Consider the following 22,029-nt stretch of genomic DNA (forward strand, 5'->3'; position numbering starts at 1 on the left):
CCGACGAACGGGTTCCCTGACCGATATTTTCGAAGGACAACCGTATGACCAGGCAAAAAACAGTCGTTGATACCCTTGTGGTGGGGGGAGGCCAGGCCGGTATCGCCATGAGCGAGCACCTGACCCGGCACGATATTTCCCACCTCGTACTGGAAAAGAACCGAATTGCAGAAGCCTGGCGTTCCGGGCGCTGGGACTCTCTGGTCGCCAACGGCCCTGCCTGGCACGATCGCTTCCCCGGTCTGACGTTTTCCGGACAGGCACCGGGCGACTTTGTGCCCAAAGATCAGATTGCCGATTATCTGCAAGCCTACGCACGCAAATTCAAGGTACCGCTGCGTACCGGGGTGGAAGTGAAAAGCGTTGTGCGCAATACCGGCCGGGCGGGTTTCACTGTGAAAACGTCTGACGGGATGATTGAAGCACTGCGCATCGTTGCCGCCACCGGTCCCTTCCAGGTGCCGGTGATCCCGCGCATTGCGCCGGTGCACGCTGAGCTTTATCAAATCCACTCGGCACACTATTTCAATCCGCAGCAGCTGCCGGAAGGGGCCGTGCTGGTGGTCGGTGCCGGTTCATCGGGTGTGCAAATCGCCGATGAGCTGCAGCGCGCAGGAAAAACCGTTTATCTCTCCGTCGGGCCGCACGACCGCCCGCCGCGCGCCTACCGCAACCGCGATTTTTGCTGGTGGCTGGGGGTGCTCGGCCTGTGGGATGCCACAACCAGTGAACCGGGTAAAGAGCACGTCACCATTGCGGTGAGCGGCGCCCGCGGCGGGCACACCGTCGATTTTCGCGTGCTGGCGAAGCAGGGCGTGACGCTGGTGGGTATGACTCACGCGTTTGAACAGGGCGTGGTGACCTTCCGGCCCGACCTGGCAGAGAATATTCGTCGGGGGGATGAAAACTATCTTTCACTGCTGGATGCCGCCGATGCCTTTATCGCCCGCAACGGGCTCGATCTGCCGGAAGAATCTGCCGCGCGGGAGTTTCTGCCGCTGCCCGCGTGCGTCAGCGCACCGCTCTCCTCGCTGAACCTGGCCGAAGCCGGCGTCAGCAGCATTATCTGGGCCACCGGGTATGCCACCGACTACAGCTGGCTGAAAGTAAACGCGTTTGATCAGCAGGGCAGGCCGCTGCATCAGCGCGGGGTCTCCAGCGAGCCGGGCGTCTACTTCCTCGGGCTGCCGTGGCTCTCCCGCCGCGGGTCGTCGTTTATCTGGGGCGTGTGGCATGACGCAGGGCATATTGCCGATCATATTGCCACGCAACGCAGGTACAGCGAGTTTCAGCCCTGATTCTGACGGGCGGCAGGGGCACACAGCGGGCAGCAACAGCTGTCCGAACCAACGGACTAAAGAGGAAAAAGAGATGCCAACGCATACGCGCATTCGCATGTTTAACACCAAAGAAACCTACCCGAATCAGACGCTGGATAACGACCTGTGCCAGGCGGTACGCGCCGGCAACACGGTCTATGTTCGCGGCCAGGTCGGCACCGACTTTGACGGGAAGCTGGTTGGCCTCGGCGATCCGCAGGCGCAGGCCGGGCAGGCCATGAAGAATGTCAGACAGCTGCTGGAGGAGGCGGGAAGCGATCTCTCCCATATCGTCAAGACCACCACCTACATCATCGACCCGCGCTACCGTGAGCCGGTCTATCGTGAGGTGGGCAAATGGCTGAAGGGGGTGTTTCCAGTCTCCACCGGGCTGGTGGTCTCTGCGCTGGCGCAGCCGCAGTGGCTGATGGAAATTGACGTGATTGCGGTGATCCCGGACGACCGGGATGCCGCAACTAAGGGGGCATAATGACTTTTTCCGTTGCGGCCCGCTGCCCGGACAGCGGGCAGCTGGGCATTGCCATCAGTTCATCCAGCATCGCCGTGGGTGCCCGCTGCCCGTGGCTGCTGGCGGGGGTGGGCGCGGTATCCAGCCAGAATATCACCCTGCCGGTGCTCGGCCAGAGGGTGCTGGGCCACCTGGAAGACGGCCTGGCACCGGAGCAGGCGCTGCGCAAGGCGCTGGCAGAAGATGCGTTCAGCCAGTACCGCCAGGTGACGGTGATTGACATTGCCGGGCGAACGGCCCATTTCAGCGGCGATCGCACGCTCGGCACCTTCAGCGTGGCCGAGGGTCAGGACTGTATTGCGGGCGGAAATATGCTGGCCAGCCCGGCAGTAACCGCGGCAATGACCACGGCGTTCACTGAGGTCAAAGGAGCGTTTACCACGCGGCTGATTGCCGCCCTGCGTGCCGGGTTGACTGCCGGTGGCGAGGCCGGGCCGGTACATTCAGCCGCAGTCAACGTGGTGGATAACTACGCCTGGCCGGTGGTCGATCTGCGGGTGGACTGGTGCGACACCGATCCGGTGGCCGCACTGGAGGCGCTTTGGCAGGCTTATGAACCGCAAATGGCGGCCTATATCACCCGCGCGCTGGATCCGCGCCGGGCACCGGGTTACGGCGTTCCGGGCAGTGAGTAACAGTAACGCCGAAACGGCTCTGGCTTAGCGCAGCGATCTGCGCGGTGAGATGCAGACCCGGAACAGCGGATAACGCGATCACACTGATAAACTAACCGCCACTGGATCGCTCTATTCGCTGTAATTTTGCCGGGGTGTCCCGACGGTGAGTCCCGCCAGACTGTACAGCGGGTAAGCCCGGGCTGATGATCGGCTGGGTTATGGTAATGCTGTGAAAGATGATAAACCTCCCCGCTATACCTGCACAACGGGATCTGGCTGGCGACGGGTTACCCTGTCTGTCCCCTTATGTTGATCGCACTTCCTGGATTGTGTGCCTGCTCCAGCCTGTTCGGATAATAAGAATTATCTCTTGACGATAGTTGCTCCAGTTAGCAATATTTAACGGTTTTTAACGCTACAGGCCGATAACCCGCCGTATAGCAGGGAATAACCCTGCGCGCTTACCGCGCCTGTAGCTGCCTCACCCCGCCCGGATCACCGGCTAAAAATTCAGTTTTAATACGCTGATTAAACAGATAAACGGGATGCCGTTTCATTGCAGAACAGGGATTTTGACAATGCAACAATCACAACTGGTCACCGAGTTTAGCGAGTCTTTTAAAGACGTGCTGGCGACGCAGCAGCAGTACCAACGCACCAGCGCCGCTGCTGAAAAGCTTGCAAAAGATTTTAATAAGTTCAGCAGCAGTAAACCGCCAGAAGTTCAGGAACTCGACTTTGCTCAGGTGCAGCAAACGGTCGCCAGCCTCGGTCAGCTCGGCGAGCAGCTGGGCCAGCAGCAAAACCACTACCATCAGCTGACGCAAAAACTGGAGCAGGCCGAGAAAGCCGAACGCCAGAAAAAAACCAAGCTGATTATCTTTGGCGTCATTGTGCTGTGGGGACTCTATCTTGTCTTCTGATTGGGAAAAGTCGATGAACTCAACATCCGGCTCCGTGGCGCTGCGCGCGGAACTTGCTAAAACTCGCCAGTCAATTGATGCACTGGAAGGGAAAATCCGTCAACAGGTGGGCTATCTGCAGAGCGCGGTTCCACTGCTGGCGCCTGCGCTGGAACAGCAATTCGCCGCCGAAGAGGCGCGGGTCAGAGCGCTTTATGACCAGATCCCGCTGCCGCTGTGCGCGCCATGGGGAAGCGAATTCTGGGACCTGTTTAAGGCGGATAACGATCCGACGCCGCTGGAGTATTACCTCTACGGGCAGGTGGCAGTCCGCAAGCCTGACGGTAAACACGCCTTCCGGGTGATTTACCAGCCGCTGCTGCGGGCGGAAGGCGCGGTGATCCTGCTGACCGACAACAACAGCCTTGAGCGTTCGCGCGCGGTGCAGCGTGATATCGTACTGCGCACCGCCGCGCTGCTGCCAGGCAGCTCGACCTTTACCCTGTTTGACCCGAAAGGGCTCGGTGCCACCTTCCCGTTTGAGGCCAGCCTGCCGCGCACGCGCAAGGCCGGTAACACCCTCGGCGAGACGCTGACCACCATCACCCAGGATATCCAGCGCATTAACCAGCGGGTGGTTGGCGGTGCAGGCCGTTTCCTTGACCTGCCAAAAGAGAGCCGCTCCGGTGAATCCTTTGAGATCGTCGCGGTGGTCGACTTCCCGTCGGCCTACGAGCGTGAGCCGCGCGCGCTGGAACTGCTGACCCGTATCGGCGTCTCCGGACCCCGCGCCGGCCGTCATCTGGTGCTGGAGTACAACACTTCCTCGCCGCTGCCGCGTGATTTCGATATGAAAGCGTTTGAGAATGCGGTGGTGATTGACTGTCGTGAAGAGAGCGGGCTGCTGATCCCGGAATTCGCCAGCCACCAGCAGATTGAGAAGTTGCTCGACCAGGCCGGCGCCAGCAACCGCCAGCAGAGCAGTAACAGTTTTAACGCGCTGGCCAGTGCAGACGAGATGATGACGGCCAGCTCGGCCGAACGTATTGAAACGCCGGTCGGCGAGCGGCTGAATATTCTGTTTGGTAAGCATCACGCATCCGGTGAAGTGGCGCACGGCGTGATCGCCGGCCAGGTCGGCTCCGGTAAATCGCATCTGCTGCACGTGATTATCTCCGGCCTGACCAGCCGTTACTCGCCGGATGAGCTGAAGCTCTACCTGCTGGACGCCAAGCACGGCGTGGAGTTTAAACTCTACAACCAACTGCCGCACGCGGAAGTGGTGTCGCTACGCACCCGTCCGGCGATCGCGCGCAAAATCCTCGCCGACTTCCACGCCGAGATGAAGCGCCGCTATGAGCTGTTCAAGGATGAGAACGTCAACAACCTCGCCGCGTACCGCAGCAAAACCGGCAAGGTGCTGCCGCGTATGCTGATGATTATCGACGAATATCAGCTGGTGTTTGAGGGCGACCCGCAGGCGGGCATGGACGAACTTGGCCCGATCCTGCGCATGGGGCGCGCGGCGGGTACCCACCTGCTGCTCTGCGCCCAGCGCTTTGACGTGGAGGGGATGCGCAGCAGTAACTTTAACGAAATCCACCTGCGCGCCTCGCTGTCGCTGGCACAGGACTATATTCAGACCATCTCCGCCTTTGGCGCCGAGGGTAAACGCCTGATCCGCGACCTGGCCGCCTCCGGTGAGCTGGTCATTAACGCCCAGTCCGGTCGCGATGGCGATAACCACCGTGGTGCGGTCGCTCGCCTGGCACGTCGTGATGACTATCAGGGTGCAGATGAGACCCAGCCGACGCTGGAAGCGGTGATCGATAGCATTGTTGCCCACGCCGGCCCGCAGGCGTCACGGCCAATTATGCTGGATGGCACCATGGCCAGCACGCTGGCCGATAACGCCTTTGTGATGAAGCATCAGAGCGCGCCGCCGTCCATCGACGAGTTGCAGCGTATTGCCGCCACGCCGCTGCGCGACGGCGGTTTTGAGGAGCGGATGTGGACGCCTTCCGGCAGGCCGATCGGCCTGTGGCTGGGGCGCAACTTCGACGTGCGTTCCCACGCGCTCTGCACTCTGCGCCGCGGCCGCGGCCAGAACCTGCTGATGGTCGGTGCGCGCACCGAGCTGCGTGCGGCGATGCTGGCCAATATGATTATCGGCCTGCCTGCCACCGTAAACCCGCAGGAGATTGACCTGACGGTGATTGACGCGCTGGATCCGTATCTGCCGGGCGGCGGCATCGTGCGCACGGCTGCTGAGTATCTGCAGGGGCTGGGTGCAAACGTCACTATCGCCGATGCCGACGGTGCCGAAGCGGCATTGACCGGTTTTGCCGACGCCGCGCACACCCGCCAGGGGCTGCTGGTGGTCTGCGAGCCGGACCGCATCAACGCGCTGGTTGACGGTTACGACCCGTATGGTGCACCGGAAAGCGGCCTGTGGGCCACCTGGCGCGACCTGGTCCGCCGTGGCAGCGACCGCTCACGCCACGTGATCGTCTCCGCTGAGTCGGTACCGGCGCTGCAGAGCTTTATGAATCCGTCCCGCGACGGCCGCGACTTTATCCATCGCGTGGTGCAGCAGCTCAGCGCCGACGACTCAATGACGCTGTTCGCCTCGCTGGCGGCCACGCAGATCGAAGAGATGACCGAGCATCCGCTGGCGGCGATGTACGTTGACCTGGTCAAGGGCGAGCGCGCCCGTAACCTGTTCAGCAGCTACGCCTTCGACCACGATATCGGTCGCGAGCAGACCCGCGAGCTGCTGCAGCAGATGCTGGACAAATCCTTTGCCGGGGTGCCCGTTGTTGCTGAATGAGAGCTATCCACTGATGAGAAACCTCCAGCGCGAGCTGGAGGCGTTCCACCAGGCGCTGGCCGGCCAGCAGAAAAGCCTGCAGGAGGGCTATGCGCTGCTGGGTGAGCTGTGGCGCGATGAACAGCATCACGCCACCGCCGTGTTACTTGAGGAGTGCATCGCCGAGAACGATGCGTACCTGAAAACTGACGCGCCGGCGCTGGACGATCACTTAGCCGTGAAGCTGCGGCAGATCGCCAGCTATCTGCGGGGGAACGTCTGATGAGCGCGCAGCAGACCGAACGGCTGCGCGACTATCGTGACGACATCGCCCGCCGCCTGCAGGAGGTGGAGCACCGCCGCGAGAACCTGATCGCCGCGTGGCACCGCCTGCGCCAGGCGTATCAGGGCGAGGGTGCAGAGGCGTTCAACCAGCAGTTTCAGCGCGCTACCCGGCGCTTTGAGCAGCAGGCGCAGCGCCTGCATCTTATTCTGCCGCGGCTGGACGCCATGCTCGAACAGCTGACCGCACAATCCCAATCAGAAGGTTAACGGAATGACACAGACCCCGCGTGAAGCCCAGTTTCTGATCGACCAGATCGAACAGGAGCTGCTGGACTGGAGCCGCAACTTCAACGTGGTGCAGCAGGAGAACAAGGGCCACTTCCGCCGCGCTGATAACGTGGTGGCCGATTTCAAAGAGGGGGTATCGCTGGTCAGCAGTCAGATCGACGATGCCACGCAGCACCTGCACGAGGTGCAGGAGAAAAGCCATGCGGTGCGGGAGCTGGCCAACAGCACCGACGAACGCGCGGCACAGACCCATCGCCACGCGGCCAGCGTGTTTCAGCGCTGCCAGCGTGCCAGCGCGGAGTGGCGGGCGGCGCTGGAACGGGCCGTCCAGCTGGTGAGCCAGTGCCGGGCGGCGAAAATCCATGCCGAAAGCCAGGTGGCCAGCGCACAGCATCAGTACAGCAGCGCCGAAGATGAGCTGAACTTCGCCCGCAGTTCGTATAACCGCTGCACCAGCTCGTATACCACCAACTCGAAGGGCGAACGCATCCAGCCGAACTGCAGCTCGGAAGCCTCGCGGATGAACAGCGCAATGCGCAACGTCGACAGCGCACTGCAGCGGCTGAACCACTGTAAGGCGCTGCTGCAGGATGCCATCGCGCGGCTGAACGATGCCCTCAACAGGCACCGTGGCTGCGAAGAGGGCGTCAGTAAAACCGAACAGGCGCTGCATCACGCCGATCAGGCGCGGGATCGCGCCAGCCAGGCCAGCCACAGCGCGCGGGAAGCGCTGCAGTGGGCTGATGAAGCCTGGCAGCAGGCGCAGCACGGCAGCCGGCTGGCGGAACAGATGAGCGCCCAGCACCAGACCGCCAGCCAGCACACCACGCAGGCAGAAGATGAGGTGGCCGATGCGCTGCAGGGGCACTACGCCTTTGAGGGTTCGCTTGAGGAGTACCAGAGCCGCCAGTGGCGCGCGCGCGAAGAGCTGAGCGATGCCTTTGAAGCGCTGCGACAGATCAACAGTAAAGAGGGCCTGTAATGGACGCATCCCTGCAGATCCAGTCGATCTACAACCTGGTGGAGGAGCACACGATGCTGTTCTCGCACCAGGTGAACCAGTACCACGATGAATCCCGCGAGCTGCTGCGCCGCTGGAGCGACAGCCGCTCGCTGGATTTTCAGAAAGCGCATCAGCCGGGGCTGAATGAGATCTCCTACGAGGCGGTGGAGATCCTCAAACGTGCACGTCTTAACCTGCACGCCGCACAGCAGGCGATCGGTCTGGGTGAGGATCATCTGCGCCAGGCGCGATCGACGATGAGCTCGCTGGAGGAGGTGACCGGGGAATCGCTGATGCTGCAGCAGCGCGCCAGCGACTACGCCGACCGCGCCGCGATGGCGATGCACAACGCGGAGTACAGCGCCGCTGACGCCGAACAGCTGATCGCCTCGCTGGGTACGCCGCCGGTTTAAGCCGGCGTCATTTCTCTGGCCTGTTTTAACCCACTAACGGACTGCCCCATGACGCTCTCTCCGCTCGACGAGCAACTGACCCAACCCGCCGCCCGCCGCAGCTGGACGGCTTTCTCGCTGAACCTGGTGCTGCTGCTGGTCACCCTGCTGTGGCTGGCTTTTGCGCTCAGCGCGCTGTACGCCGCCCGTGAGATCGGCTTCTTCCGCGCCACCGCGCTGATCTTCTGGCTGATGGCCGCCAGCGGCACGCTGCTGCTGCTGGCCACGCTGGTGGCCGAGCCGCTGCTGAAGCGGATCAAGGCCAGCGGGCTGGCGATAATCCTGCTGGCACTGACGCTGATTGCCGGCACTACCTGGGCCTCCAAAGCCTGGGTACTGCATTTTATTTCCGACAGCGTGGCGGCGATGCCCGCCGAACAGAAAACGAACGTGTTTGGCGTCAATAAGCTGCTGGTTAACAAAACCACGCCACAGCTGGCCGTTGCCTTCGGCGTTAGCGATCGGCCGGTGCCGGAAGGTGAACTGCTGGCGCTGCGCAGCCTGCAGCTGGCCAGCGGCGTCACCGCGCCGCTGAAGGCGCGGCCGGTAAAGCTGGATCGTGAAACGACACGCCAGGTCATGGGGGTAATCTACAGCGCCGGTCTGACGGTGGCCCTCGGCAGCGTGCTGATCCTGCTTAACGCGCTGAGCCTGATCCTGCTGGCCGGACGGCTGCTTGCCGCGCTGCTGCCGCAGCAGGAGCGCCGCGTGCGGCTGGCATCCCTTGCCATCACGCTGGTGGCGGGCGCAGGGCTGTTCAGCAGCCTGATGGCGCAGCAGAGTGCGCTGACCGCCAGCGCCCACTATCAGGCCTTTGCGGCCGCGCTGGCCCTGCAGCAGGGAGAGGGTGCGGTGCGGCTGGCAACCTTTGCCATTCATGCGCAGGGGCATCTGCTGCCGCTGGCGGAGCGGGCGGCAGAGCAGCTGAATCTGCGCTGAGATAACCGGGCCGGGATCGCAGACGACCGGATAAAAGGAGTAACTATGCTGAAAGTGATTGCCGAAGATTTTATCAGCACCCGGCATATTGCAGCGGTAATGCCGCTCTACCGCGAGCTGGTGGAGAAAACCCGTCAGGAGCCAGGCTGTATCAGCTACGAGCTGTTTACGGACCACCGCGATCCGGGGCATTTTATCTTTATTGAGAGCTGGCCGGACAGGGCCGCGCTGGATGCACACTGTCAGAGTGAGCACTTTACCCGGCTGGTGCCGCTGATCGACAGCTACCAGCGCAAGGCCGGGGTATTTACCTTTATGCAGGAGTTTGACGGGGAGAGTGAAAAAGCGGCTGCGGCCGGAGTGTAACGGCCGCAGCCGCATGCGCAGATCCTCCTCCGGCGATGTTGCCGGAGGAGAAGCGCTGGCTTACTTACGCGCGTCCAGCAGCTGCTGGGCGTTATCGGCGGTCACGGTGGTCCAGGGAATGTAATAATGTTTCTGCGTGCCGCCGTCCCACTTCAGATCCTTCGCGTACTGTTGCCAGATATCGGACTGCGGCTGGTAGCTGTCGCCCTTCACGGCGCGCAGCGCCACGTCGATGGAGCCCTGAATCTGGCCTTTGGCATCCTGCAGAATCGACACCATCTCACCGGCCTGCACCGCGTGGATCGCATCAGAAACGCCGTCGACGCCGGCAATGGCGAAGTCCTTCACGTTCAGCCCGGCCCCTTTAATCGCTTCAATGGCGCCCAGCGCCATCTCGTCGTTCTGGCCGATCACGCCGTTGATCTTGCCACGGTGCTTCTGCAGCCAGTTCTCCATCAGCGGCTGCGCCTCGGCGCGTGACCAGTTGGCGGTTTTACGCTCCAGCACCGTCACCTGACCGGCACCACACTCGGCGATCGCCTTATCGTTACCCTTACCGCGCTGGATCTCACCGCTGCCGCCTTTCGGCCCTTCGATAATCACCACGTTAACCTTGTTCTTCCTGCAGTCGAGCTTATCCAGTACCGCTTTAGCTTCCAGATAGCCGCCCAGCTCATCGTTGGAGACCACTTCGGCGGTCATCGCTTCGGTATTCAGGCGGGCATTGGTCACCACCACCGGAATTTTGGCCTCGTTAGCGTTAGTGACGATGTCGATATTGGCTTCAAAATCCATCGGGTTAACGATAATCGCATCGGCGCGGGTCTGGATGGCGGTGGCCGCCTGGTCGTTCTGCACCGAGGCATCATAGCGCCCGTCATAGAAGGTCAGCACCGCTTCACCGCTCTTCACCGCCGGATGCTGTTTGCCGTACTTCTCCATCAGCTGGACAAATTCAGCCTTGTTACCGTACATCAGCACCGCGATTTTTACCGGGGCGGCCTGCGCAGCCGCCATGCTGCCGAGGGTCAGTGCACAGGTCAGCAACGCAATTTTGGTCTTATTCATGGTTCTCTCCAGTAGGGTGTTGTTGTTATAAGTCAGTCGCGCTGCTGCTTACGCGACGGGTCAAGCAATACGGCGACAACGATCAGCGCGCCTTTGATAATCTGCTGGTAGTAGGACTGCACCCCGAGCAGGTCGAGGCCGTTATTCATCACGCCGATAATCAGCACGCCGAAGAAGGTGCCGACCAGCGTTCCGACGCCGCCCGCCATGCTGGTGCCGCCGATCACCACCGCGGCGATGGCGTCCAGCTCGTAGCCGGCTCCGGCGTTGGTCTGCGCCGAGCCGGTGCGTGCGGTGAGGATCAGCCCGGCGATACCGGCCAGCCCGGCGCACAGGGTGTAAACCAGTACCTTGATACGCACCACGTTAATCCCGGAGGTGCGGGCGCTTTTCGGGTTACCGCCCACCGCGTAGACGTAGCGGCCAAACAGGGTTTTATTCAGCAGCAGCCAGGCAAGGCCAAACAGCAGAATAAAGATAATCACCGGTACCGGAATGCCGGCGGTGTAGCCGTTGCCCAGCCAGCGGAAGTCGCTGTTAAGCTGCGACACCGGATTGCCGTCGGTGGTCAGCATCGACAGGCCGCGCGCGGCGGAGAGCATGCCCATGGTGACGATAAACGGCTGCAGGCGATAACGGGCCAGCACCGTGCCGTTAATCAGCCCGCAGACGATGCCAATGCCCAGCGCCACGATCATCGGCATCATCACCGCGTGGGCGGTATCGCCAATCGCCAGCCCGGCGTTGTTGGTGGCAAAGCGCGCGGCGACGATGCCGCTCAGCGCCAGCACCGAGCCGACCGACAGATCGACCCCGGCAGTGATGATCACAAAGGTCATGCCGATGGCGAGGATGCCGTTGATCGACACCTGACGCAGCACGATCAGCATATTCTCGTTGCTGAGGAAGTAGTTGCTGCTCCAGGCCCCCTGCGAGACCTGGTACTCGCCGACGGCGGCGACGATCAGGCACAGAGCAAAAAAGGCGAGGATGATGCCGTACTTGTGCATACGGCGCTTGTTGCGGGTGAAAAAGGACAGCCCGGGCGTTAAGGAATGGGTGGTCGTCATTTTATTATCTCTCTGTTAAACCGCGAGTTTCATCAGTTCTGTCTGGGTGGCTTCCGCTGCCGACAGCTCGCCTGCCAGCTCACCGTCGCGGAACACCAGGATGCGATCGCTCATGCCGATGATCTCCGCCAGCTCGGACGACACCATAATGATCCCCTTATTTTTCAGGGCAAAGTCCGACATAAAGCGGTAGATCTCCTTCTTGGCACCGACGTCAATGCCGCGCGTCGGCTCGTCCAGCAGCAGTACTTCCGGGTCGAGCAGCGCCCAGCGACCCAGCACCACCTTCTGCTGATTGCCGCCGCTGAGGTTACCGACCGGCTGCTCGCCGTCGTGGGTTTTGACGTTAAAGCGCTGGATCATGTCAGCGGTGCGCGCCTGCTCCTGTTTGTGGTCGATAAACCCGGCGCGGCTCACCGCAGAGAGCGAGGCGATATTGATGTTCTCGCTGACCGAGCGGCACAGCACCAGCCCGCTCTCCTTACGATCTTCGGTGACGTAGGCGATGCCGCTGGCGATCGACTGCTTCGGCGAGTGGCGGGCGAGGGTTTTCTCCCCGAGGCGGATGGTGCCGCTGTCGGCGTGTTCGATGCCGAAGATCAGATCGAGAAACTCGCTGCGCCCGGAACCCACCAGGCCGTAGATGCCGAGGATCTCGCCGCGGCGCAGCTGCAGGCTGATATCCTTGATCCGGTGGCGCCAGCGCAGGTTATTGACCTCCATCATCACCTCGCTGCCGGGGCGGTTAAACTTGGCGAACTCGCTGTCATACTCGCCGCCGATGATGTGTTCAATCAGCTGCTCGCGGGTGATATCGGCGATAAAGCCTTCGTGCACCCAGGCACCGTCGCGGAAGATGGTGTAGCTGTCGGCGATCTGGAAGATCTCCGACAGACGATGCGAGACGTAGATAATGCCTTTGCCTTTCGCCGCCAGCCGCCTGAGGGTCTGGAAGATCTTCTGCGCATCCTCCTCGCCGATCGCCGAGGTCGGCTCATCCATAATGATGATGTCGGCGTTGGCGTGGGAGAGCGCCTTGGCAATTTCAACCAGCTGCTGCTCGGCAACGCTTAAATTGCGCATCTTCTCGGTGGCGCTGATATGAAAATCCAGCTCAGCCAGCAGGGCAGTGGTACGCCTGTTCAGGGTGGCGAAATCCACAAAGCCAAAGCGCTGCGGCTCGCGGCCCAGCCAGATATTCTCCGCCACCGTCAGGTCGGGAATGGCGCTCAGCTCCTGCTGAACGATGGCCACCCCGGCGCGCAGCGCGTCTTTCGGATGGTGAAACTCGCGGCGCTCGCCGTTGATAAAGATGTCGCCGCCGTCCGGCTGGATAAAGCCCATCAGAATGCTGAGAAAGGTCGACTTGCCGGCGCCGTTGCCGCCGCACAGCGCGTGGATCGAGCCTCTGCGCAGGCTGAACTCGGCGTTTTTCAGCGCCACCACCGGCCCGAAGGCCTTCCTGACCCCGCTGACCTCCAGCAGGTAAGCGGATTGTTGCGTTTGCGGATCGCGGATCACGGCTGAACCTCCGGGTAAGACTGCTGCAGGCGCTGCAGATAGCGCTGATAAAGGGTGTCGTATTCGGCCTGGCGCGCGGCGTCCGGCTCGGTGCGGGTGGCCGGATCCAGGGCGACAAAGCGCTGACAGAGTCTTGCCAGCAGCGGGCTGAACGGTGGCGTGTGTTCATCCGCCAGCGCTGTCATCCACATCGCCTGAATCGCCCCGCCCAGCGCGGCCGCTTCGCCGACCTGCAGGCAGATAACCGGGCAGCCCATCACGTCGGCGACAATCTGCCGCCACGCCGCGCTGCGCGAGCCGCCGCCGGTCAGGCGGATCTCACTCACCGTTATTCCCTGCTGGCGGAACAGCTCAATGCCGTAGCGCAGGCCGTAGGTGGCGCTCTCCACCACCGCCCGCACCAGGTTGGCGCGGGTAAAGTTGTCGCTGCCGAGGTTGTGCAGGCTGGCGCGGGCGTGCGGCAGCGGCGGTACGCGTTCGCCGTTAAAGAACGGCAGCATCTCCACGCCGCCGGCGCCCGGCGCGGCCTGCTCCAGCAGCCGGTTAAAGCCGGCGATATCTTCCTGCAGCAGGGTCTGCACCGTGCTGGTCGCGGAGGTGACGTTCATGGTGCAGATCAGCGGCAGCCAGCCATTATCGCTGGAACAGAAACCGGCCACCTCCGCAGAGGGCGAGGCCAGCGGTTCCGGCGACCAGGCGAACAGCGTGCCGGAGGTGCCGAGGCTGAGCGTGACCACCCCGGGGGCGATGGTGCCGGAGCCGATGGCGCTCATCATATTGTCGCCGCCGCCGGTGGCAACGCGGGTGGCCGGGGAGAGCCCCAGCGCCGCCGCCGCTTCCGGCCGCAGGGTACCGATGCACTGTCCGGCGCTGAGCAGCGGCGGCAGGGCGTTCCACAGGCGGCCGCTGTCGTCGATCAGCTCCACCGTGCGGCGGTCCCACTGACGGCTGCGCACGTCGAGCAGGCCGGTGCCGGAGGCATCGCCATACTCGGCGACCCGTTCGCCGGTCAGCCAGAAGTTGAGATAGTCGTGTGGCAGCAGCACGCTGTGCAGCTGCGCCCATTTTTCGGGATGATGCTGTCTGAACCAGAGAATTTTCGAGGCGGTATAACCGGTGGCCGGCAGCAGCCCGAGCTGCGCCAGCGCAGCCGGGACGCCGCCCAGTGCGGCGATCAGCTGCTGATTTTCAGCGTCGGTTTCGGTATCGCACCACAGCTTCACGTTGTGCAGCACCTTGCCCTGCTCATCCAGCGGCACGAAACCGTGCTGCTGGCCGGAAACGCCCAGCGCCACGATATCCGCCGCCGCCACGCCGGCCGCGGCCACCGCCTGATGAAAGGCGCTAATCAGCGCCTCAATCCACCAGTCGGCCTGCTGCTCGCGGCGACCGCTGGCGTCGGCAATCAGCTGATGTGCCGCGCTGCCCTCACCGAGCAGGGTGCCTGTATCGCCATCGACGATGACCACCTTGGTGCCCTGGGTGCCGCAGTCGATGCCTGCATAAAGCGCCATCTGCTTACTCCATCTCCAGCATGATTTTGATATCAGAGGCGTTACCGGCTGCGGCGCGATCGAAGGCGGCAACGCTGTCGGCAAACTTGTAGGTCTGACTGATCAGCGGGGTAACCCGCAGCCTGCCGCTGCTCAGCAGGCGCAGGGTGCGCGGGTACATGTTGGCGTAGCGGAAAATGGTTTTGAAGGTGATCTCTTTGGCCTGCGCGGCGACGATATCCATCGGCGCGGCGTCAACCGGCATGCCCACCAGCACCGCCGTGGCTCCCGGTGCGGCGTGTTCGGCCACCCCGGCAATCGCCGGTTTGGCACCGCTGCACTCGAAGACGATATCCACGCCGTTACCGCTGGTCAGCGCCGCTACCTTGCCCGCCAGCTCGCCGGATTTGATGTTTACCGCGTGCAGACCGTCGTAGTTGGCGGCAACCGCCAGCTTTTCATCAAACAGATCGCAGATGATCACGTCAGAGCAGCCGCCTGCCAGCGCCGCCAGCGCGGTGACCACGCCGATCGGACCGGCACCGATCACCAGGGCGATATCGCCCGGCTTAATGCCCGCTTTGGTGGCGGCATGCATGCCGATCGCCAGCGGCTCGACCATCGCCCCCTCGGCAAAGCTGACGTTGTCCGGCAGCTTAAAGGTAAAAGCGGCGGGGTGGATGACGCTTTCGCGCAGGCAGCCGTGTACCGGCGGGGTGGCCCAGAAGCGCACAGCCGGGTCAAGGTTATAGATGCCGGAGCGGGTCTGCGCCGAGTTCATATCCGGAATGCCCGGCTCCATGCATACCCGGTCGCCGGGCTGCAGGTGAGTCACGTTGCTGCCTACCGCCAGCACCACGCCGGAAGCCTCGTGGCCGAGCACCATCGGTGCCCTGACCACAAACGGCCCGATGCGCCCGTGCTGGTAATAGTGCACATCGCTGCCGCAGATCCCCACCGAGTGGATTTTGATCTGCACATCATCCTGACCCAGCACCTCGTCAAACTCGCGATCTTCAATGGCGATCTTACCGGCTTCTGCCAACACTAACGCTTTCATAATGGCCTCTCTGAATGCATTTTTATGGTATCGATATCATTTTAATGCGCTCATCCTGGCGTAATATTCCGCTGAAAACTGTGATCGACTTAGAGTTTTCTGAGCAAACATTCGCAGCGGCGGTGGGCGTATTCAGCGGATAGAGAGCAGGATCACAGAATCGCAGGGGTAATGACGGGTCTAATGATACCGATACCGTTAATCACTCAGAGGTAACCATGACTTCAGCTTCCGATGCCGTCTCACAGACGCTGCATTACCTGCAGCGGGCCAGCATTGTGCTCACCGAACAGGAGCGCCAGCGCATTGAAATCGCGGGCTTTGGCCTGAACGATCCGGCCTCCGGCCTGCAGCTGCTGACCTACGTCAACTCGCCGCGCTACTGCGCCAAAGAGCTGGTGCTGTTCCCGCGCCAGACCTGTCCGGAGCATCTGCATCCGCCGTTTGACGGCACGCCGGGCAAGCAGGAGACCTTCCGCTGCCGCTGGGGGGAGGTGTATCTGTTTGTGGATGACGACAGCCTGACGCCTAACGACGCCGGCGGTGAACCGGTGTGCCGGGTGCCCCCCGGATCGGAAGCCTGGTACGGCTGCACCCGCTATATCCTGCTGCGCCCCGGCGAGCAGTACACCATTGCCCCCAATACCCGCCACTGGTTCCAGGCCGGGGAGCAGGGCGCGGTGGTGTCGGAGTTCTCTTCCGAAAGCCGCGATGAGCTGGATATTTTCACCGACCCGCGGATTAACCGCCTGGCGGGCATAATCTCTGATAGCACCGCTTTAGCGGATCTGTCATGATGTCAGCAATGATACAAAATGATGCTTAATCGTGTGGGTTAACTAAGGAGTTGCATTTGGCTGTGGCGCGGGGAAAAAAGGCAACGCTGGCCAGCGTTGCCGCGCAGGCGAACGTCAGTAAAATTACCGCTTCAAGGGCGTTTTCGCAGCCGGACAAGGTGCACCCGGAGACCCTGCAGCGCATTCTGGCAACGGCAGAGCAGCTGGGCTACGTAGTGAATACCGCCGCCCGCAGCCTGCGGGCAAAAAGCAGTAAGACCATCGGCATCGTTAATCCGGATATGGCTAACCCGTTCTTCGGCGGCCTGACCCGGCTAATGACCCTGGAAGCGCAGAAGCTGGGCTACGACACGCTGGTGTTTGACTCTTATGAATCGCAGGAGACGGAGAACAGCATCATCGACCGGCTGATGGGCTATAACGTTGATGCGATCATCCTGTCGGTGATCTCCAACGATCTCCATTATCGCCCGGCCTATCTGCAGCGTCTGGAGACGCTGAACATCCCGGTGGTGCTGGTGGATCGTGAGCTGGACGCCGGCTGGTGCAGCGGCGTCTATATTGATAACCTCGACTGTGGCCTGCAGGCTGGCCGCTGGCTGCTGGAGCAGCAGGTGCAGCGGGTGGTGGTGGTTTCTGGCCCGGAAAATTCCAACGTGGCGCGCGAAAGGGTGATCGGCCTGCAGGCGGCGCTGCAGGGCAGGATAGCCTCCTTTGAAGTGCTGCACGCGGACTTCTTTATGGATGCCGCCTGGCAGGAGACCCGCCGCTGGCTGACGGACAACCCGGCACCGGACTATTTTGTCGGCTGCAATAACCAGATCTCGCTGGGGATTATCAAAGCCTGCATCGAGCACAAGCTGGCGCTGACGCAGCAGGTGTCACTGTTCAGCATCGACGAGGTGGCCAATGCCGGTATCTACGGCTTCCACTTCCCCTGCATCACCCATGATTTACAGGAGATCGCCTGGCAGGCGCTGAACCTGGCGATTCGTCGGGTCGGTGAGCAGGAGAGTAAGGCCGGCAAGGTAGTGGTACGGGGCAGGGTAGTGCCGTAAGCGGTTAGCCAGTGCAATGACGTCTGGGTGAATAACGGTTAATACGGTGTCTCGCGCAGAAGCTGATTTAGCCGATATTCCCACATTGATCTAAACGCCCAGGACATCACGCAGTTTTGCCAGTGCATCAGCATGTTTTTCCACTGGCATTTTTGCAAGGTTTTGCAGTTTCCAGCGTACTGCTGGCAACTGCTCAACCCCTTGCAGCCCCAGTAGTGTCCACACGGGTTGTCGGTTTTTAAAGGAGAGTAAAAACGACCGCTCTTCGCTGGTCATTGACTGATTAATCAGTTCAACTATTTTTTGCCGTGCCGTAGACAGTTCTGCCAGAGGAACATCAACCTCTGCCATGTGACGAAACTCACCCTCATAAAGTGCAGATATGTCGATGAAACGAGGCCTCAGGAGCTCGGCGACAGGGCGCGGATGACTGATTATATAAACCAGCAGCGCTTTCCTAAGTTCATCGGAGAATCCCTCATTGTCCAACAGCAGTTTTACGTCGAAGAGATCTCGGGGGTGCTGGCGATCGAGTGCGGCGCAGATTTTTCCTGCATAAAGGTCGGAAAATGACACTACCGGCATCTCTGCAAAACCAAACTCATCCTCCACCGCGTGGCTCACCGCAAGCATTTCCGGATCATAGACAGTTCCGCGTAACACGGGTGAGAGTTCGATTTTTACCTGAACCCCTCCGTGGGCAATATTCAGCCGCAACGCATCTCTTTTGTCGTCGTAAGATTTGCTGACCTGGCTGCACCGAATTTCTGTCAGAATCGCCGTGGCTATTTCATCAAGTGCCGTTTTGATTCTGCCCAGTGAGGTATCGCGATTCATCACCGGCAGAAATACCAGATCGATGTCCACCGACAGACGCGGCAATTCCCGAACAAAAAGATTGATGGCGGTACCGCCTTTAAGTGCAAAGCAGTCATGTGCTGCAATAAACGGGATGAGCTTTAATAAAAGCTGTACCTGACGGTAGTAGAGGCTGCTTCTGTCCATGGATGATTACAACTCCTTTGGTACGGTGATGCTCCACGTCCTGTCCAGACGGCCTGATTTGGCAATTTCCCGCTTACCGGAACCAAAATCATAGCTGTCAGGCGTGAGGTATTTAAGCCAGGCATGATTATGGCGCTGAGCCAGCCACATAAACAATCGCTTGATCTTAATACTGCGGCACGCCTTCAGTAAAACATTGAGCCGCCGTGGTGAGAGAGTCGACATTCCCTGCATGAGTTGATCCGCATGCTCAAAACTGACGCTGTCCGGAACGTTAGCTAGCAGTTCCAGCATCGCCATTTCTGGCGTTGAGTAGAACATCGGGGGAAGTGAGGGCTGCCACTGGTTTTCTTGCATAAAGGGGCTGTTTTCCATAACCGATGCAGGCCACAGGCGTTTTGTACTGTACCAGCTAAACCGTGCGTTGAGCTCAATCCTGTGCAGCCAGGCTGGAAGCGGCTCAGAAGAATAGAGCGCCACCAGTGCGACTTTTGCTCTCGATTGATAGTGGGACAGTCCTGCAATATCAAGCGCCGTAAGTCCACCAACATGTAGCGGTATATCGCTCATACGTTGCAGTGAGGCGATGACCCCTTGCCAGCTGACTTGAATGGTATCACGAACATAAACCCCAACAGCCAGTGGCACCAATGTTCGGTTTTTAACTGCATTATCAATAAAATGCAGGCTAAGACCCTGTGTGATGAGCCATGACTTGGTTGCTACCAGTCCCGATGGCAGCAGCGTTTTAAGTAAGGTCCTTGATTTCGTATTGAGCACGTTTGCCTCTGGTTTATAGCCTAATATTTATACGGCGATTATTGCCGTATATTTTAATTTTGGCAAACCTTTGAGCGACTTTGGTTTGTTGAAGTTTATTTTTACGGCGATAATCGCCGTGATATTTGAATTTTATAAACTAAGGATCACAGATCATCTGCCGACTGTCGCATTTGAAGGCGGGCAGTCGGGCAGGCACGGTTAACGTTAAAAGTAGGATCCAGCAGTTATCCGCTGAGCTGCATTGAGCCCGCTAAGGTTTCCTGTTAACCCGAGCGACCAGCAACAGCGCGACGATCAGCATCAACAGTGACGGCCCGAGTGCGGTAAGGGCCGGGTTAAACGCCAGCAACAGCCCTAAATTAATCACAATCTGCACGAAGATCCAGGTCAGCAGGCCGACAATCACCCCCAGCGACAGACGACTGCCCATCCCCGGCGTTCGCGGATGGCCAAAGGTGAAGGGAAGGGCCAGTAAGATCATCGCCAGCAGCAGCAGCGGCCGTGCGGGTTTCTGCCACAGGGCGATCTGGTACTGCGCGGCGGGCTGTGCCGTATGCTGCAGCCAGGCGATATATTGCCTGAGCTGAGAGACGGTGAAGCTGTCGGTGGGCAGAGAGAGCGTCTGCAGATTGTTGCCCGGAAACAGCGATTGCCAGGGTAAAACCGGCTGAGTGACCATCGACTCTTTCCCCCCTGACCACTCTTTCCGCCGGGCATGATGCAGTATCCAGGTGGCACCCTCTGCAAGGGTGGCCGTCTCGGCATACACGTAGCTGCGCAGTGAAAAGTCGGCGTTGTAGTAAAATATCTCAATGCCTTCCGGCTGGCCCTGCGCATCGACGCTCTTCACCCTGACAAATTCATTGTCCCGCCGCGCCCACAGCGCACCCTGTGACGCTTCACCGTTGAGGCCGTTTGCCAGCGCCCGGTTCTTCAGCGTTTGCGCGCGCTGCTGCAGCGGTGACGCCACCCACTCATCAACGGCGGCCAGCGAGGCGGTAAAAATCGCGCCGGCCGACAGGGCGGCTAGCGCAATGCGGGTCACTGAGTAACCGGCCATGCGGATGGCGGTCATCTCCTGGCTGGCAGAGAGCTGCCCCAGCCCGACAATGCCGCCCAGCAGCGCAATAAACGGGCTCAGGTTAACGATAACCCGGGGTACGCGCATCAGCACCACGGCCAGCGCCTGCGTCCAGTGATAGCCCCGGGCACTGACGTCTTCCAGTTCAGAAATAAAATCAAAGAGGGTAAACAGCGGGACCAGTAGCGCGGCCGCGGCTAAAAATCCGATAAAAACGTGGCGCACCAGATAACGACTGACGAGTTTCATCGGGAGAAGATCGGCAACAGGCCGAAGTCACGCGCTGACAGGGCCGCCACGCCCAACAGCATCAGCAGTGAAAACAGCCATACGCCGGGCATGACGGGCAGGGTGCCCGTGGCGACCAGCGTACGGCAGACGTTACCGCCAAAAAAAATCAGGGTAAACACCAGCGCCAGCGGTAACAGAGTGGTGAACCGCCCCTGGCGTGGCTTCAGGCGGCTGAGCGAAACCGCCATCAGCGCCATTAACAGGGTGGTGATGCCGCGGCTCTCCCGCCACTGCAGCTCAGCTGCATCGGTCGGGGAAGAAGAGGCTACCAGCTGCCGCACGGAGAGGGATTTACTGCGCGCATCGTCATCCGGCTTCGCCGGCGCAGGGTACAGCTGCAGACGTTGATAGATATGCTGGTTATCTGCCATGCCGTGGTGGTCAAGGGTGTAAGCCGATCCGGCCAGCAGCGTCACTACCGGCACGCCGTCGGGCCAGGCGACGCTGGCCGAGCGGGCCCGCAGTACCGTAGTCACATTCGCCGTGCTGCGGTAGATCAGCGTGTCAGACAGATGATTCAGGTTTCGGTCAACCTGCTGCGCCAGAATCATGCTGCCGTTATCATCCAGATTAAATTTTTGTGCCTGCAGATGGCCGACGTCCAGCGTCGACTGTGCGTCCTGCCGCAGCAGGTCGATCTGCGCATAGGCCCACGGACGGCCAACCATCGACAGGGCGGTGACCAGCATCGCCAGCGGTACTGCCAGCATGAGTACCGCTTTATAGATGCGCAGCGGGCTGATGCCGGCGGCAAAAAGCGCGGTGATCTCACTGTTACTGTAGAGCTGGCCCAGCGCCACGGCGGCCGCCACGTACAGGCCGACCGGCAGCAGCATCTCCAGCGCAACAACCACCTTATAAAAAACGATCGCCGCGACCGCTTTCAGTGCCAGGGTGCCATTTGCCGCTTCGGTCAGATAACGTTGCGCAGAATAGATGGCAAAAATAAAGATCAGGAAACCGACGATAACCATCACCAGGCGGCGGATCTCACGCATAATATAGTGCTCAATAAGAGTCATATTTCCCGCTGGTTTCGTCCCGATGCTGGCGGCAGAAGCCGCGGCTGTTTTTGAGGCAACAGAATGAAGCGGTTAACGGAGGCAATATGTTCATAAGGTGCTAATTTTTCATTCATCTGGTGACAATCTGTAAATAACCAGCGCCTCTGCTTGCCTGCGCGGCGCCTGCGGATTAAAAGCACGATACGCATCTCCTGCCGCACCGACATTATTTATCATTTGCAGCGGATCTTTGACGGTCAGTCAACCTGTTATGAATTAATCAGGTACA

At 60.6% G+C, this 22,029-nt stretch carries 23 protein-coding genes; 13 read left to right on the plus strand and 10 right to left on the minus strand.

The window, feature by feature from the left end:
- Positions 1-44 precede the first annotated feature (44 nt).
- The 11 genes from GKQ23_RS06500 (at position 45) to GKQ23_RS06550 (ending at position 9,509) form a co-directional block, all read left to right on the plus strand.
- A complete protein-coding gene (locus GKQ23_RS06500; protein ID WP_212410075.1) occupies positions 45-1,298 on the plus strand; it encodes an NAD(P)/FAD-dependent oxidoreductase in 1,254 nt (417 codons plus the stop codon).
- A 73-nt stretch (positions 1,299-1,371) separates the two neighbouring features.
- Positions 1,372-1,809, plus strand: coding sequence for a RidA family protein (locus GKQ23_RS06505; RefSeq protein ID WP_056238603.1), 438 nt, complete (start codon positions 1,372-1,374; stop codon positions 1,807-1,809).
- A complete protein-coding gene (locus tag GKQ23_RS06510; RefSeq protein ID WP_212410076.1) occupies positions 1,809-2,483 on the plus strand; it encodes a DUF1028 domain-containing protein in 675 nt (224 codons plus the stop codon). The genes GKQ23_RS06505 and GKQ23_RS06510 overlap by 1 nt, the downstream gene beginning before the upstream one ends.
- A 560-nt stretch (positions 2,484-3,043) precedes the next feature.
- Positions 3,044-3,388 carry a hypothetical protein gene (locus tag GKQ23_RS06515; RefSeq protein ID WP_056238610.1) on the plus strand — a complete coding sequence of 115 codons (345 nt, stop codon included), beginning with the start codon at positions 3,044-3,046 and terminating at the stop codon, positions 3,386-3,388.
- Between the two features lie 13 nt (positions 3,389-3,401).
- A complete protein-coding gene (locus GKQ23_RS06520; RefSeq protein WP_212410077.1) occupies positions 3,402-6,197 on the plus strand; it encodes an FtsK/SpoIIIE domain-containing protein in 2,796 nt (931 codons plus the stop codon).
- Between the two features lie 13 nt (positions 6,198-6,210).
- Positions 6,211-6,459, plus strand: a complete 249-nt coding sequence (locus GKQ23_RS06525; protein ID WP_101506302.1) for a hypothetical protein — start codon at positions 6,211-6,213, stop codon at positions 6,457-6,459.
- On the plus strand, positions 6,459-6,728 hold the full coding sequence (locus tag GKQ23_RS06530; protein ID WP_056238621.1) for a hypothetical protein: 270 nt from the start codon (positions 6,459-6,461) through the stop codon (positions 6,726-6,728). Before GKQ23_RS06525 ends, GKQ23_RS06530 begins: the two co-directional genes overlap by 1 nt.
- 4 nt (positions 6,729-6,732) lie before the next feature.
- The gene (locus GKQ23_RS06535) at positions 6,733-7,731 is read left to right on the plus strand and encodes a hypothetical protein (RefSeq protein WP_212410078.1); all 999 of its coding nucleotides are present in this window, start codon (positions 6,733-6,735) and stop codon (positions 7,729-7,731) included.
- Positions 7,731-8,165 carry a hypothetical protein gene (locus GKQ23_RS06540; protein ID WP_056238627.1) on the plus strand — a complete coding sequence of 145 codons (435 nt, stop codon included), beginning with the start codon at positions 7,731-7,733 and terminating at the stop codon, positions 8,163-8,165. Before GKQ23_RS06535 ends, GKQ23_RS06540 begins: the two co-directional genes overlap by 1 nt.
- A 48-nt stretch (positions 8,166-8,213) precedes the next feature.
- Positions 8,214-9,143, plus strand: a complete 930-nt coding sequence (locus GKQ23_RS06545) for a hypothetical protein (RefSeq protein ID WP_212410079.1) — start codon at positions 8,214-8,216, stop codon at positions 9,141-9,143.
- A 45-nt stretch (positions 9,144-9,188) separates the two neighbouring features.
- Complete coding sequence (locus GKQ23_RS06550) at positions 9,189-9,509, plus strand: putative quinol monooxygenase (RefSeq protein WP_056238636.1); 321 nt, start codon at positions 9,189-9,191, stop codon at positions 9,507-9,509.
- A gap of 60 nt (positions 9,510-9,569) precedes the next feature.
- Here the strand turns inward: GKQ23_RS06550 and GKQ23_RS06555 are convergent, their stop codons facing one another.
- The 5 genes from GKQ23_RS06555 to GKQ23_RS06575 all read right to left on the minus strand — a co-directional run bounded on the left by GKQ23_RS06555 (position 9,570) and on the right by GKQ23_RS06575 (position 15,721).
- A complete protein-coding gene (locus GKQ23_RS06555) occupies positions 9,570-10,577 on the minus strand; it encodes a substrate-binding domain-containing protein (protein ID WP_101506304.1) in 1,008 nt (335 codons plus the stop codon).
- A 32-nt stretch (positions 10,578-10,609) separates the two neighbouring features.
- On the minus strand, positions 10,610-11,587 hold the full coding sequence (locus GKQ23_RS06560) for an ABC transporter permease (protein ID WP_369814397.1): 978 nt from the start codon (positions 11,585-11,587) through the stop codon (positions 10,610-10,612).
- 75 nt (positions 11,588-11,662) lie between these two features.
- Complete coding sequence (locus GKQ23_RS06565; RefSeq protein WP_212410080.1) at positions 11,663-13,168, minus strand: sugar ABC transporter ATP-binding protein; 1,506 nt, start codon at positions 13,166-13,168, stop codon at positions 11,663-11,665.
- Positions 13,165-14,682, minus strand: coding sequence for a xylulokinase (gene xylB / locus GKQ23_RS06570; RefSeq protein ID WP_056238647.1), 1,518 nt, complete (start codon positions 14,680-14,682; stop codon positions 13,165-13,167). The genes GKQ23_RS06565 and xylB overlap by 4 nt, the downstream gene beginning before the upstream one ends.
- A 4-nt stretch (positions 14,683-14,686) precedes the next feature.
- Entirely contained in the window at positions 14,687-15,721 is a 1,035-nt protein-coding gene (locus GKQ23_RS06575; RefSeq protein WP_056238653.1) for an NAD(P)-dependent alcohol dehydrogenase, read from the minus strand.
- A gap of 218 nt (positions 15,722-15,939) precedes the next feature.
- On the opposite strand from GKQ23_RS06575, the gene GKQ23_RS06580 reads away from it, so the two are divergent.
- Together GKQ23_RS06580 and GKQ23_RS06585 are read left to right on the plus strand one after the other, a co-directional pair.
- Entirely contained in the window at positions 15,940-16,518 is a 579-nt protein-coding gene (locus GKQ23_RS06580; RefSeq protein WP_212410081.1) for a D-lyxose/D-mannose family sugar isomerase, read from the plus strand.
- A gap of 56 nt (positions 16,519-16,574) precedes the next feature.
- Complete coding sequence (locus tag GKQ23_RS06585) at positions 16,575-17,576, plus strand: LacI family DNA-binding transcriptional regulator (RefSeq protein ID WP_056238661.1); 1,002 nt, start codon at positions 16,575-16,577, stop codon at positions 17,574-17,576.
- Positions 17,577-17,666: 90 nt separating this feature from the next.
- Here GKQ23_RS06585 and GKQ23_RS06590 read toward each other — a convergent pair whose 3' ends face one another.
- The 5 genes from GKQ23_RS06590 to GKQ23_RS06610 form a co-directional block, all read right to left on the minus strand.
- A complete protein-coding gene (locus GKQ23_RS06590; RefSeq protein WP_056238664.1) occupies positions 17,667-18,581 on the minus strand; it encodes a nucleotidyl transferase AbiEii/AbiGii toxin family protein in 915 nt (304 codons plus the stop codon).
- A gap of 6 nt (positions 18,582-18,587) precedes the next feature.
- Positions 18,588-19,361 (minus strand): type IV toxin-antitoxin system AbiEi family antitoxin domain-containing protein, encoded by a 774-nt coding sequence (locus GKQ23_RS06595; protein ID WP_212410082.1) that lies wholly within the window; start codon positions 19,359-19,361, stop codon positions 18,588-18,590.
- Positions 19,362-19,614: 253 nt separating this feature from the next.
- Complete coding sequence (gene lptG, locus GKQ23_RS06600) at positions 19,615-20,694, minus strand: LPS export ABC transporter permease LptG (RefSeq protein ID WP_212410083.1); 1,080 nt, start codon at positions 20,692-20,694, stop codon at positions 19,615-19,617.
- A complete protein-coding gene (gene lptF / locus GKQ23_RS06605) occupies positions 20,691-21,758 on the minus strand; it encodes an LPS export ABC transporter permease LptF (protein WP_212410084.1) in 1,068 nt (355 codons plus the stop codon). Before lptF ends, lptG begins: the two co-directional genes overlap by 4 nt.
- Positions 21,755-21,949: a hypothetical protein gene (locus tag GKQ23_RS06610; protein WP_212410085.1), complete on the minus strand. Its 195-nt coding sequence runs from the start codon at positions 21,947-21,949 to the stop codon at positions 21,755-21,757. The genes lptF and GKQ23_RS06610 overlap by 4 nt, the downstream gene beginning before the upstream one ends.
- Positions 21,950-22,029 lie beyond the last annotated feature (80 nt).

Origin of the sequence: Erwinia sp. E602, assembly GCF_018141005.1 — a bacterium.
GTDB lineage: Bacteria > Pseudomonadota > Gammaproteobacteria > Enterobacterales > Enterobacteriaceae > Erwinia.